This is a genomic window from Mesorhizobium sp. M7A.F.Ca.US.006.01.1.1, from assembly GCF_003997935.1.
GTDB lineage: Bacteria > Pseudomonadota > Alphaproteobacteria > Rhizobiales > Rhizobiaceae > Mesorhizobium.
In genome coordinates, this window is record NZ_RZQL01000018.1 from 32,287 (window position 1) to 45,391 (window position 13,105).

The 13,105-nt window shown below is 63.6% G+C and carries 11 protein-coding genes; 4 read left to right on the top strand and 7 right to left on the bottom strand.

Annotated features, from left to right (window positions below; genetic code table 11):
• Nucleotides 1–46: 46 nt before the first annotated feature.
• The 7 genes from EN943_RS05745 to EN943_RS05775 all read right to left on the bottom strand — a co-directional run bounded on the left by EN943_RS05745 (nt 47) and on the right by EN943_RS05775 (nt 7,501).
• Nucleotides 47–694: a ThuA domain-containing protein gene (locus tag EN943_RS05745; RefSeq protein WP_127411854.1), complete on the bottom strand. Its 648-nt coding sequence runs from the start codon at nt 692–694 to the stop codon at nt 47–49.
• Between the two features lie 41 nt (nt 695–735).
• The gene (locus EN943_RS05750) at nt 736–1,758 is read right to left on the bottom strand and encodes an LLM class flavin-dependent oxidoreductase (protein WP_164778086.1); all 1,023 of its coding nucleotides are present in this window, start codon (nt 1,756–1,758) and stop codon (nt 736–738) included.
• 70 nt (nt 1,759–1,828) lie between these two features.
• Nucleotides 1,829–2,716: an ABC transporter permease gene (locus EN943_RS05755; RefSeq protein WP_127411856.1), complete on the bottom strand. Its 888-nt coding sequence runs from the start codon at nt 2,714–2,716 to the stop codon at nt 1,829–1,831.
• A complete protein-coding gene (locus EN943_RS05760; protein WP_127411857.1) occupies nt 2,713–3,672 on the bottom strand; it encodes an ABC transporter permease in 960 nt (319 codons plus the stop codon). The genes EN943_RS05755 and EN943_RS05760 overlap by 4 nt, the downstream gene beginning before the upstream one ends.
• Before the next feature lie 7 nt (nt 3,673–3,679).
• Complete coding sequence (locus EN943_RS05765) at nt 3,680–5,317, bottom strand: ABC transporter substrate-binding protein (RefSeq protein ID WP_127411858.1); 1,638 nt, start codon at nt 5,315–5,317, stop codon at nt 3,680–3,682.
• Between the two features lie 34 nt (nt 5,318–5,351).
• Nucleotides 5,352–6,128 (bottom strand): DUF427 domain-containing protein, encoded by a 777-nt coding sequence (locus EN943_RS05770; RefSeq protein WP_127411859.1) that lies wholly within the window; start codon nt 6,126–6,128, stop codon nt 5,352–5,354.
• A gap of 14 nt (nt 6,129–6,142) precedes the next feature.
• Complete coding sequence (locus EN943_RS05775) at nt 6,143–7,501, bottom strand: LLM class flavin-dependent oxidoreductase (protein ID WP_127411860.1); 1,359 nt, start codon at nt 7,499–7,501, stop codon at nt 6,143–6,145.
• Between the two features lie 191 nt (nt 7,502–7,692).
• Here EN943_RS05775 and EN943_RS05780 point away from each other — a divergent pair, with 191 nt between their 5' ends.
• The 4 genes from EN943_RS05780 to EN943_RS05795 all read left to right on the top strand — a co-directional run.
• On the top strand, nt 7,693–9,501 hold the full coding sequence (locus tag EN943_RS05780) for an ABC transporter ATP-binding protein (RefSeq protein ID WP_127411861.1): 1,809 nt from the start codon (nt 7,693–7,695) through the stop codon (nt 9,499–9,501).
• A gap of 204 nt (nt 9,502–9,705) precedes the next feature.
• Complete coding sequence (locus tag EN943_RS05785) at nt 9,706–10,128, top strand: hypothetical protein (protein ID WP_127411862.1); 423 nt, start codon at nt 9,706–9,708, stop codon at nt 10,126–10,128.
• Nucleotides 10,129–10,525: 397 nt separating this feature from the next.
• Complete coding sequence (locus tag EN943_RS05790) at nt 10,526–12,421, top strand: ABC transporter ATP-binding protein (RefSeq protein ID WP_127411863.1); 1,896 nt, start codon at nt 10,526–10,528, stop codon at nt 12,419–12,421.
• Between the two features lie 48 nt (nt 12,422–12,469).
• A partial coding sequence (locus tag EN943_RS05795) for an ABC transporter transmembrane domain-containing protein (RefSeq protein ID WP_245475602.1) occupies nt 12,470–13,105 on the top strand: 636 nt, incomplete at its 3' end.

Below are 13,105 nucleotides of genomic sequence, written 5' to 3' on the forward strand. Positions count from 1 at the left end.
GATATCTCCATGGATGCCCTGTGAATTCAACCCACTTCGCCTGCTTCTACCCCCGCGCCGCCCAAAGCAAACCCCGCTCCACCATCAGCGCCATTTCCGGCACCGCGAACTCATCCGACGTGTGACCAAGGGAACTGTAGAAAACCTTCCCCGCTCCATAGCGCCGTTTCCAGACGACCGGCATGACGACGCCGCCTATCCCCGGAAAATGCGCGTCGGTGAAGGTGGTGGTCGCCAGCACCTCGTTGCTTGGGTCGACATGCATGTAGTATTGCTCCGACCGGTAGGCGAAATCGCTGATGCCTTTTGTGATCGGATCGTCCGGCCGGGTGATGGCGACGTGATAGTCGATGATATTGCCGGGATGCGCCACCCATTGGCCGCCGGTCATGAACTGATAGTCGGGCTCGTTGCGGAAACTGTCGCCCATCGTGCCATGGAAGCCGCCGAGGCCGCTGCCCTGGCGAACGGCAAGCGTCAGGTTCTGCAGCTCGGCCTTTTCGATCGTCGACATCGTGATGACAGGCACGATGAGATCGAAGGAAGCAAGCTCCGGATCAGCGAACATCGCTGTACCCTCACCCAGCGTGACGTCGAAGCCGTTTCGCTCAAGCAAGGTGCGAACGATCTTCGCGCTCTGCTCCGGCGTATGGCCCTCCCAGCCGCCCCAGGCGATCAAGGCCTTCTTTGGCATTGTGTACCTCCCTGGAAAACTCGACCCTGATCGATCCGGCGTCAGCGCCAGCCCAGCGCCGGAGCGACATGGGTCAGGATCGCCTCGATGACATGCGCATTGTAGTCGACGCCGAGCTGGTTCGGAACGGTGAGCAGCAGCGTGTCGGCCTCGGCGATCGCCTCGTCCTGCGCCAATTCCTTGATCAGCACATCCGGCTCGGCCGCGTAGCTGCGCCCGAAGATCGCCTTGGTGTTTCCCTCGATGAAGCCGATCTGGTCGCGGCTCTCGTTGCCGCGACCGAAATAGCCGCGGTCGCGATCGTCGACCAGCGCAAAGATGCTGCGGCTGACCGAGACGCGCGGCTCGCGACTGTGGCCGGCCGCCTTCCAGGCCTCGCGATAGATGCGGATCTGTTCGGCCTGCTGGATGTGGAACGGCTTGCCGCTCTCGTCGAATTTGAGCGTCGAACTCTGCAGGTTCATGCCGAGCTTGGCCGCCCATTCCGACGTAGCGTTGGTAGCCGCACCCCACCAGATCCGCTCGCGTAAACCCTCCGAATGCGGCTCGAGGCGCAAGAGGCCGGGCGGATTGGGGAACATCGGCCGAGGATTGGGCTGGGCGAACCCCTCGCCGCGCAGAGTCTCGAGGAAGACCTCGGCATGATGCCGCGCCATGTCGGCGTCGCTTTTGCCTTCCGGCGGCGCGTAGCCGAAATGACGCCAGCCATCGATCACCTGCTCGGGCGAGCCACGGCTGATGCCGAGCTGCAGGCGCCCGCCGGCGATAATGTCCGCAGCACCGGCATCTTCCGCCATGTAGAGCGGATTCTCATAGCGCATGTCGATGACGGCGGTGCCAATCTCGATGCGGCTGGTCTTCGCGCCGACCGCCGCCAGCAGCGGGAACGGCGACGCGAGCTGGCGGGCGAAATGATGCACGCGGAAATAGGCCCCGTCCGCGCCGAGCTGCTCGGCGGCGACGGCCAGCTCGATGGATTGCAAAAGCGCGTCCGAAGCCGAGCGTACTTGCGATTGCGACGAGGGCGTCCAGTGCCCGAACGACAGGAAACCGATTTTCTTCATAGCCATGCGATATAAGGATGCGCGTCAGGCTTCAATGCAAAAGAGATTTTTCGACGCGCCCGATCAAGGCTCATGCATCGCTATTCTCGAAGGCGCCGATGCCTTGTGCGATCAGATTGGTCGCCATCACCAGCGAGACGATTGCCGCGGAATTGAAGACGACGACCCACCATTTGCCGCCTGTCAGGAAGCCATAGCCGTCGGCGACGGCCAGTCCCCAGTCGGCCGATGGCGGCTGGATGCCGAGGCCGAGAAAGCTCAGCGTCGCGATCGAAAAGAACGCGTAGCCCAGCCTTGTGACGAGTTCGATAAGGATCGTTTCCCTGATGTTGGGCAGGATCTCCAGGAACATGATGGCGAGCGCGCCCTCGCCGCCGAGCCGCGCGGCGCTGACATAGTCGCGCTCTTTCTGCTCGCGCACGGCGGCGCGAACGGTGCGCGCCACCAGCGGCGCGTAGGCGATGCCGATCACCAGGATGACGGTCAGGTTCGACGGGCCGATCGCCACCAGCGTCATGGTGACGAGAACGATGAACGGAAACGCCATCAGCGTATCGAGCAGCCGCGCGCCGATGGCATCGGTGAGGCCGTCGAAATAGCCGAGCACCAGGCCGATGATGCTGCCGGCGGCAACGCCGGCCAGCGTCGCCAGCGGCGCAACCAGCAGGATGTCGCGCGATCCGATGATGATGCGGGACAGCACGTCGCGGCCGAGTTGATCGGTCCCGAACCAGTGCAGCGCATCGGGCGGCGTCAGCATCGCCAGGAAATCCTCGGCATAGGGGTCGTATGGAACGAAGAGATTGCCGAACAGCGCGCACACGACCCAGAACAGCAGCAGCAGCGATCCGACCACGACCGACGGCGGCAAACCGGCGAAAGCACTGCGGATCCGGCGCACTGCCGGAAAGCCGGCCACAACGCGCCCCGGTGCGGGAAACTCGGCCAGATCCGTCATGGCGAGGTCCGGCGGCGTTGTCGCGGATCGAGCAGCGCCAGCAAGAGGTCGCCGGCCGCCGCCGACAGCACGAAGATTGCCGCCATCACCAATACGCCGGCCTCGAGCATCGGGAAATCGCGGGCCTTGGCCGCGTTCAGAACCAGATTGCCAAGCCCCTGGATGCCGAACAAAGCCTCGATCACCACCAGCCCGCCAAGCATGTATCCGGTCTGCGTCGCCAGCACCGCGACGGTCGGCGTCAGCGCATTGCGCAGCACGTGCCGAAAGATGATCTCGCGCCGCTCGAGCCCTTTCAGGACGGCGGTGCGCGTGTAGTCAGCGGCGATCGCCTCGATCACGCCTGCCCGCGTCATCCGGGCGATGTAGCCGGAAAGGTTCAGCACCAGCGGCAGCGCCGGCAGGATCAGATAATAGCCATGCGTCCAGAAGCCCGCGCCATCGGGCGCAACGCCGGAGATCGGGAACCAGTTCAGCCACAGGCCGAAAATGATGAGCAGCATCAGGCCGGAAACGAAATCAGGCACAATGCCGAAGGAGACGCCCGCCATCACGATCAGCCGGTCGATGAGGCGACCGGCATTGAGACCGGCGATGACGCCGGCACCAACGCCCAGCGGAACGAGGAAGAGCAGAATAATGCCGGCAAGGGCCGCGGAGCGCTTGAGGCTTTCCAGCACGAAGGGCGCCACCGGCCCACGCATCGACAGCGAGGTGCCGAAATCGCCGGTCACCGCCTTGCTGAACCAGAGCCAGTACTGGACGAGAACCGGCTGGTCGGCGCCCAGCCGCTTGTTCAGTTCCGCCACCGCTTGCGCATCGGCAAAAGGCCCGAGCATGACACGGCCGACATCGCCGGGCAGGACCTGCCCGGCGAAGAACACCAGAATGCTGACCAGCCACAGCGTAAGGACAAGTGTGCCCACACGCGCTGACAGAATGCGACCGGTCAGCATGTCGCGATCATGCCTGGACGAAGGAAACGCGATCGAGCAGCAGATGCGAAATCGCGGTGAAGCGCACGCCCTCGACCTTGGAGCTGACGATGCGGCTGTATTGCGAGAAGTAGCTGATGATCGCCGGCGTCTCGTCGAGCAGCAAGGTCTGGATCTTGCCGGCAACGAGGCGCTGTGCCTGCAGGTCGCGCGCCTTCGAGTAGTCGAGCAGCAGCGCATCATAGGCCGGGTTGTTGAAATGCGCCGCGTTCCAGGCGCCCGAACTCTTCAGCGTCGCGTTGAGGAAGATGTCGGGCGTGCCGCGATGGCCGTAATCGGTGATGCCGAGCACCGAATCCAGCCAGGGCGAGCTGCCGAAGGTCGCCGAGCCGTAATAGGCGTCCTGCGGCAGGACGTTGAGTTTGATGTCGATGCCGGCCTTCTTTGCGAAGTTCTGGATGATCACCGCATAGTCGGGAATGTCATAGGCGCGTTCGGTGGTCAGCGTCACCTCGAAGCCGTTCGGCACGCCCGCCTCGCCAAGCAGGCGCTGGGCCTCGGCAATGTCTTGCTTGCGCTGCGGCACCGATGGATCGGCCGAAGGGAAGATCGGCGCGAACGGGGTGTCGTTGCCGACGATGGCACGGCCCTTCAGCAGGCCCTTGACCACCGCCTCGCGGTCGATGGTGAGCGCCAGCGCGCGGCGGATGCGCTTGTCGGTGAACGGCGCCTGGTCGGTTCTGAGATGCACCTGGTCATGCGAGCTTGCCTGCACGCTGAGCAGCTTGAAGTTGGGATTGCCCTCGATCGCCAGTTCCAGCCGCGTCGTGCTCGGGATGACGTCGAGCTGGCCGGCCTGCAGCGCCAGCACCTGCGCCTGCTCGTCGTCGAAGAACTTGATCTCGACCCGGTCGGGCAGCGCCTTGTCGCCCCAGTAATCCTCGTTGCGCACGAAGCTGGCGCCTTGCTTGGGGCGGAAGGATTCCAGCTTGAACGGACCCGTGCCGTTGAAATTCTTCTCGAAATCGCCGGCATAGTCGGCCGGCAGGATGACGGCGTTGTAGACGTCGGAGGAGACATAGAAGGGGAAGTTGCTGTTCGGGCCGTCGAGATCGAAGGCGACCGTCTCGTCGTCGACCAGCTTGGCGCCGCCCTTGGACAGGATACCCTTGTAGGCCGACAGAGCCGACGAGCCGCTGGCCGGGTCGACCAGCCGCTCGAAGCTCGCCACAACGTCTTTGGCGGTGACCGCGCGGCCATCATGGAATTTCACCCCTGGCCGCAATTTGAAGGTCCAGCGGCTGGCCGTCTCGTCGGCCTCCCAGGACAGAGCGAGCTTCGGCTGCAGACCGTCCTTCGGATCGTCGAGGATCAGATACTCACCGACCTGACTGATCACCCCGATGCTGGCCGGATCGGTGACCGAAACCGGATCGATCGCCTTGGTCGGCTGGCCGAGCCCGACACGCACCGTGCCGCCTGCTGCGGCTCCAGCGCGTGCGCCTCCTAGCCCCTGCGAGGCGGCAAAGCCGGTCAGGCCGAGCAATGCTGCGTATTTCAGGAAATCGCGGCGCTTGAGAAAGCCGCCCTGATATTCGTCGACGGCGACATTCCAGATGTCCCCCGACAGGTTACGAACTGCGTCGATATCTCTGCGTTTGGTCATGTTGAACCCCTGCTCTGAAATGAAGATGGAAAAGCTATGCGACGGGTTCGCCGTCGAGGTGGATACGGTCGACAGCCTGCGGATAGAAGGCGATGAGCCCTTTGATCTTCGGCATCTCCGCGATTGGGTCCCGGTAGCTCCAGGCGATGTCCGGACGCACTGTTCCGTCGCTCAGCAGGCCCGACCAGTAGGAGGCGATGCCCTTGTAGGGACATCGCGTCGTGGTGGCCGAGGCCGTCAACCGCTCCAGATTGATGTCTTCCGCGGGCAGATAGAAACGGGTCGGCAGATGCGTCTCGAACAGCAGCACCGGGCGGTGGCTGTCGGCGATCGGCTCGCCGTCAAACCAGATCTGCACATGGCTTGAGCTTTGCAGCACATCGATGCGTGCATAGGGGTCGCGGGCATGGACGAAGACTTCCTCTTCCTCCTCGAACCATTGGTCGACGGCCTTCCAGGTGAAGGCGATGCGGCCGGCCAGCGGCAACAGGTTTTCATCCGGCGGCGAGACGAACGACCACGCCGCGTTGGCACTGCGCCGGTCGCCGCTGTCGATATCCCAATAGGCGGTCTCGCCACCGACAGGGTGCGGCTCGCGATGCAGCGACGGCTTCAGCACCGACGGGTCGACCGCTGACGGCGGGAAGAAATAGATCGGCAGGAAATGGTTGGAACGCAGCACCAGCACGTTGCGGCTGTCGGCGACGGTGCGGCCGCCGAATTTGACGCGCACGCGCTTGGGGCTGTGCAGGACATTGACGAGCTGTGGCGCGGTGGCTTCGCGGGGCTGCAATCTTGGCGCAACGGTCATGATCGTTCTCCCGGTCAGGACACGGCGCGCGTGTTGTCGCGCTGTTCGGCGAAGCGGTTGGCGGGCCGCGCCAAGCCGAAGCGGTCACGCAGCGTTCCCGGCGCGTATTCGAGGGGGAATACGCCGCGCCGCTGCAGCTCCGGCACCACCTGTTCGGCGAAGTTCACCCAGTCCTCCGGCAGCAGCGGGAACATCAGGTTGAAGCCGTCGGCGGCACCCGAAACGAACCAGTCCTGCAACTGGTCGGCGATCTGTACCGGCGTGCCGGCGACCGTCGGCACCGAACCGCTGTTGGCGAGCTTGCGGGCGATCTCGCGCAGGCTGAGATTCTGCTTCGCCCACTGCTTGACCCGGTTGAGCGAGGTGCGTCCGCCGTTGAACGTGCTCTCGTCCGGCAGCGGCGGCAATGGCCCGTCCGGCGGGAACAGCGACAGGTCCAACCCGCTCCAACTCGACAGAAGGTCGATGCCGACCTGGTCGGGCAGCAAGGTCTGCAGGTATTCCTGCTTTTCCCGGCCTTCGGCTTCGGAAGCCGCCACGATCGGCAGGATGCCGGGCAGGATCTTGAAGCTCTCCGGTCGCCTGCCGTGGCGGGCCAGCCGCTCGTTGATATCCTGACGGTATTTGATGCCATCGTCCTTGGTGCTGTAGATGGCGAAGTGCGCATCGGCCTGGGCGGCGGCGAAGTTCTTGCCGTCCTCGGACGAGCCGGCCTGGACGATCAGCGGATGGCCTTGCGGCGGCCGCGAGACGTTGAGCGGGCCGCGCACCTTGAAATGCTTGCCCTTGTGATCGATGGGATGGACCTTGTCGGGGTCGGCGAAATAGCCTGACGCCTTGTCGATCAGCAACGCCTCGTCTTCCCAGCTGTCCCAGAGCGCCTTGACGATATCGAGGAATTCGGCCGCGCGCTCATAGCGGAACGCATGTTCGATGTTGCCGTCGCGGCCGAAATTGCGCGCCTCCTCGTCCATGGCCGAGGTGACGACGTTCCACGACGCCCTGCCCTTGCTGATATGGTCGAGCGAGGCGAACATGCGCGCCACGTTGTAGGGCTCGCTGTAGGAACTCGACGCCGTGGTGATCAGGCCGATGTGCTTGGTCACGCCGGCCAGCGCCGACAGCAGCGTCAACGGTTCGAGGCGGGCATTGGCGTAGTGGGCGACGCCGCTCTTGACCGAATCCCAGATCGACACGTGGTCGGCGACGAAGATGGTGTCGATCCTGGCGCGTTCGGCCGCCTGCACGAGATCGCGGTAGAATTCGAAATCCAGCACCTCGCGGCCCGGCGCCCGCGGATGGCGCCACGACATCCGATGATCGCCCTGCGGGTTGAAGAAAAATGCGCTGAGGATCATGTGGTCTCGAGCCATGCCGGCCTCCTTCCAGATCTGCCTCCGGAGACCGTCGCGCTGCTTGCGCAAGCGGCAACAATCTCTGCTGATCCGAGAAAGGTAGATTGCGCTTCGGCTTAATCCGAGTAATTTTATAGAGATAATGCATTGCGAAAGCGGAAGCGATTGCCCTCGATGGCGGCGCTGGAAGAAAGTGGTTTCAAGTCCCCATGTCCTCCTCGGTTCTGAACGTAGACCAGCTGTCCGTGGCCTATGACGGGCGCAAGGGATCGCATCCCGCTGTCAGCGGCGTGTCGCTGCACATCGGCGAAGGCGAGGCGCTCGGTCTGGTCGGCGAGTCGGGATCAGGCAAAAGCTCGGTGGCGCTCGCCATCCTGCGCTATCTGCCGAAAAACGCCCAGATCGCTGCGTCGGCGCTGGAATTCCAGGGCCGCGAAATCCGCGATCTCTCCGCCGAGCAACTGCGCCGGCTCAGGGGAAATCACATCGCCGCCGTCTACCAGCATCCGGGCGCGGCGCTCAATCCAAGCATGACGATCGGCCGGCAGATCACCGAGACGATCATGCGGCACCGCCGGCTTCGCCTCGACGAGGCGCGCGAACGGGCCGCCGAACTGCTGGGCCGTGTCCGCGTCAGCCATCCGGAGCGTGTGCTGGGGCTCTATCCGCACGAACTGTCCGGTGGCATGCAGCAGCGCGCCAACATCGCCATTGCGATTGCGCTTGATCCGTCGCTCCTGGTGCTGGACGAACCGACGACGGCACTCGACGCCAGCGTTCAGTCCGAGATCATTGCCATCCTGCATGACCTGCGCAAGGATCACAAAACCTCAATCCTGCTGATCAGCCACGACATCAACATGATCCGCCGCTCTTGCGACCGGGTGGCGGTGATGCAGGCGGGAACCGTGGTCGAAAGCGGCGTTGCGGGCGATGTCTTCGACAACCCCTCTCACGCCTACACCAAGGCGCTCATCGCCTCGATCCCGGCGCTCAACTACACGAAGCGGGACGGAAGACTGGCGGAGACGGACGGGCTGCCAGCGCACCCAAGAGCCCAAAGCGAAGACGCCGGCGCGCCAAAGAAACGCCGGATCGCGATCGCCTGCAAAGGCATCAGCCATGCCTTCGGCAGCCAGCCAGTGCTGCGCGGCATCGATCTCGACGTCGGCCAGGGTGAAACCTTCGGGCTGATCGGCGAGTCCGGTTCCGGCAAATCGACCTTGGCACGCATCGTCACCGGCCTGCAGACACCGGACGCCGGATGGGTCGAACTGTTCGGCAGGACGGTCGCGCCGCGCGTCGAGAAGAGAAACCTTGCCGAACGCCGCGACGTGCAGATGGTCTTCCAGTCGCCGGATCGCACGCTCAACCCGCGCCAGCGGATTGGCCGCATCCTCGGCCGCCCGCTGCGCCGGCTCACCGGCCTGCGCCGCAGCGAGGTGAGAGCCCGCGTCAGCGACCTGCTGGCCTCGGTTCGCCTCGCCGGCACTACCGCCGAGCAGAAGTCGCGATCGCTATCCGGCGGCCAGCGGCAACGGGCGGCGATCGCGCGCGCCTTCGCCGGCGTTCCGAAGGTTGTGGTGCTCGATGAACCGACCTCGGCACTCGACGTCTCCGTCCAGGCGACCGTTCTCAACCTGCTCAACGACCTGCAGCGCGACAAGGACACGACCTACCTTTTCATCAGCCACGACCTCAGGGTGGTGCGCTACATGGCCGACAGGATCGGCGTGCTCTATCGCGGACACCTGGTCGAAACCGGTTCATCCGACCAGATTTTTCGCGGCCCCAACCACCCCTACACAGCCCTGCTTCTGGCGGCATCTTCCGATGAGGCCGAGCCGAAACTATCCGCTCCAGCCGAGATCGAGGCCACCGGCATCCCGAACACCGGATGCGCCTTCGTCGATCGCTGCCCCCTGGTCCTGCCCGGCTGCCGAAAGGCCGAGCCGCCCGTCATAGAGGTCGCGGCCGGCCACCGGATTGCCTGCTGGCGGCACGGCCAGGGTTTTTGAGCGACTCAACGGCAGTCCGAAGGTCCGCCGCGGCGGGGTTTTTGCGGCAAGCAGATCGTCGATGTATGGAACCCCTCTGACGGCTGCCGCCAAGTTCACGCGGCCATGCTGGGGTTGGGCGCTTCCTCGCATACAATTACATTCGTTTGTGCTAATATACAGCGGTCATGCACATTCGTTCGTGACGAACATGTGGAGGATGCAATGAGAACCATGAATCGCAGGTCTGCAATTGCTATCGGTATGACGGCTGCTGCGATAACGCCTTTGTTCACCTTGGTGGCGTCCGCGAAGGCCAAGAAATATGGCCCGAAGGAAGGCAAGGAGATTGCGCCCGGTGTCAGGGTGGTTGAGGTCAGCACCGGCAACTCCGACATTCCCGCCTACAAGAGCATCGCAATTGTCGACGTGGTGTTTCAGCCCGCTGCACACGCGCCTCAGATGGTGATGGACAATGACATGGTCTGCACCATTACTTCAGGCGCATTCACGATCAAGAAGGCAGACAAGGAATTCAAGCTCAAGACGGGTGACATGTACACCTGCGCCAAAGGCAAGACCGACGAGGCCACGAACACAAGCAAGGAGGTCGGCGTGCATCGTATCGCCGTCTTGATACCTGCCTAGAGCATGATGCCGAAAAGTGTGAAGCGGTTTTCGGACGACATCATGCTCTATCTCTTTGATTTAGAGACGGATTCAGATTTCAGGTCGAACAGACCTGAAATCATCCGGCTCTAGCAGACCGCATTCCGGCCGGATGGAAGGTCGCACGCCGTCCGGCCGTCGCTTGCATACAGCCGGATGCTGGCCTCGTCCGGCCAACGCCCTTCGGCAAGATCGGCAGGATCCCGCCGCTGGTGCCAGCCGGGTTGCAGTCGCATGCTCGCTTTCCGTTCAGGCACAGTGCGATACCGGAATTGGCTCTTGAAGCGTCAACTCGGACGCGCGTAACATCGCGCCATCTGGATTGAGTCTGCTTTATTAGTCCGGGCTAACCTCCGGATTGGTTTGGATATTTTCCTTGAACACGCAAGCAATCGGCGGCGCGCCGGAGCGCGGCAAATCGTTTGCCCATGTGGCGGAAGCCTCCTGGGGCAAGGGCCTCAGCACCTTGCTCCGCATCGTGCGCATGACGTTGCGCCATCCCTGGCAGGTCGCCATCACCATCGTCTCGACCTTCATTGCCGCGACTTTGCAGCTTTTCATTCCACGCCTGCTGGGACGCGCCATCGACCAGGCGCAGGGCGTCATGGCCGCGGGTGCCGGGGCCGCGGCGGAACAGGCGCTGTGGAACACGGCGCTGACGCTGCTTGTCGTCTCGATCCTGCGCGGTCTCTTCACTATGGCGCAGAACTACTATGGCGAGGCCGTCGGCCATCGCACCGGCTATGAACTGCGGCTGGCTTTCTATGAGAAGATCCAGCGCCTGAGCTTCGCCTACCACGACAGGGTACACACCGGCGATTTGATCACGCTCGGCCTGCTCGATCTCGACGGCGTGCGCATGTTCTTTTCCACCGGCATCCTGCGCGTTGTTCTGCTCGGCGTGCTGATCGGCGTCGGCGCCTATCTCCTGATCAGCACCGATCTCGTGCTCGGGCTCTTGAGCCTGAGTTTTGTGCCGTTCGTCGCCTGGCGATCCTCGGTCACCCAGCTGGCGTTGCGCAGCACCTGGCTGACGCTGCAGGAGCGCCTTTCCGTGCTGAGCCGGGTGATGGACGAGAATCTCGGCGGCATCCGCGTCGTGCGGGCCTTTGCAGCACAGCGGCATGAGCTGGAAAAATTCGACCGCGCCAAAAAGTCGGCGCTGGAGCTTGCCAATCAGCGCGTCGACATCCGCGTCTCAAACACCAGCGCCATGAACTTCTCGTTCCTGGCCGCCATGGGACTGGTGCTCTGGTTCGGCGGCCAGAAGGTGATCGCAGGCCAGATCAGCGTCGGAACGCTCGCCCAGTTCCTCACCTTCATGACCATCCTGCAGATGCCGGTGCGCCAGCTCGGGCTGATGGTCAATTCCTTCGCGCGCGCCTCGACCTGCGGCACCCGCCTGTTCGAACTGCTCGACGCCGAACTCGATATCGAGGACGCGCCCGATGCCACGGACCTCGTCGTCACCGACGGCGTGCTGCGCTTCGACAATGTCGGCTTCCGCTATGAGGGCGCAGGCGACCGCCCGACGCTGTCGGGCATCTCCTTCAAGGCCCGGTCCGGCGAGACCATCGGCATCGTCGGCCCGCCAGGCAGCGGCAAGTCGACCATCGCGCACCTGATCCCGCGCTTCTACGACGTCACTTCGGGCGCGATCACCATCGACGGCCAGGACATCCGTGCGGTGACGCTGAAATCGCTGCGCAAGGCGGTCGGCGTCGTGCAGCAGGATGCGTTCCTGTTCACCACCTCAATCGAGAACAACATCGCCTATGGCAATCCCTGGGCGCGCGAGACCCGCATCGGGCAGGCCGCCGAGTACGCGCAGCTGCGCAACTACATCATGGGCCTCCCAGCCGGTTACACCACGGTCGTCGGCGAACGCGGCGCATCGCTTTCCGGCGGCCAGCGGCAGCGCCTGACCATTGCGCGCAGTCTGATGCTGCGGCCATCGGTTCTGGTCTTCGACGATTCAACCGCGGCCATCGACGCCGGCACCGAGCAGCGCATCCGGGCGGCCATGAAGCGCTTCGCCAAGGATCGCGTCACGCTGATCATCTCGCACCGGCTGAGTTCGCTGATGCATGCCGACCAGATCCTGTTCGTCGAAGTCGGCCGGATCGTCGAGCGCGGCACGCATGAGGAGCTGCTGGCGCAAGATGGACGCTATCGCGCGCTTTACGACCTGCAATTGCGGCCCGACGAGGACCGACCCTCGGGAGCAATTCCAGGAAAAGTGGAAACCGGTTTTCCCGGGAAAAGCGCGTAGCGCTTTCCCTTGGGAATTACGTCAAAACTAAAGAGATAGAGCCGCGTGATGTCGAAACACATCGACGACGACAAGGAAGACACCAGCGGCCGGCCGACGAAGGCGGTCGTAGGCTCGCACCGCGACGACGAAGAGGTTTTCGGCAAAGCCTACGACCCGCGCATCGTCAGGCGCATCTGGAGCTTCGTGAAACCATATCAGAGCCGGATCTTCATCTCGGTCGCCGCAGTGCTGGTGTTCACGCTGACGCAACTGGCGATCCCGCTGGTCATCCGCTACGCCATCGACCACGGCATGACGGCAGGCAAGCTCGACCAGTCGGTGATGATCGCCGCGATCATCACTTTCGCCGTCATCATCCTGATCAACTATGCCGCCAGCTATGTGCAGGAAAGCGTCGTCGGCAAAGTGGCCGAAAACGTGCTCTCCGATCTGCGCCGCGCCATGTTCAGCCACCTGCAGCGTGTCTCGCTGAGCTTCATGGACAAGACCGAGGTCGGGCGGCTGATGTCGCGTCTGCAGGGCGACGTCAACTCGATGCAGGAGTTCCTCGAGACCTCGGTCATGTCGGTCGGCGACATCGTGCTGCTGTTCGGCATCGTCAGCGTCCTGCTCTGGCTTGATTTCCGGCTCGGCCTGCTGACGCTGTCGACCATGCCGGTGCTGTTCATCGTGCGCCTGTTC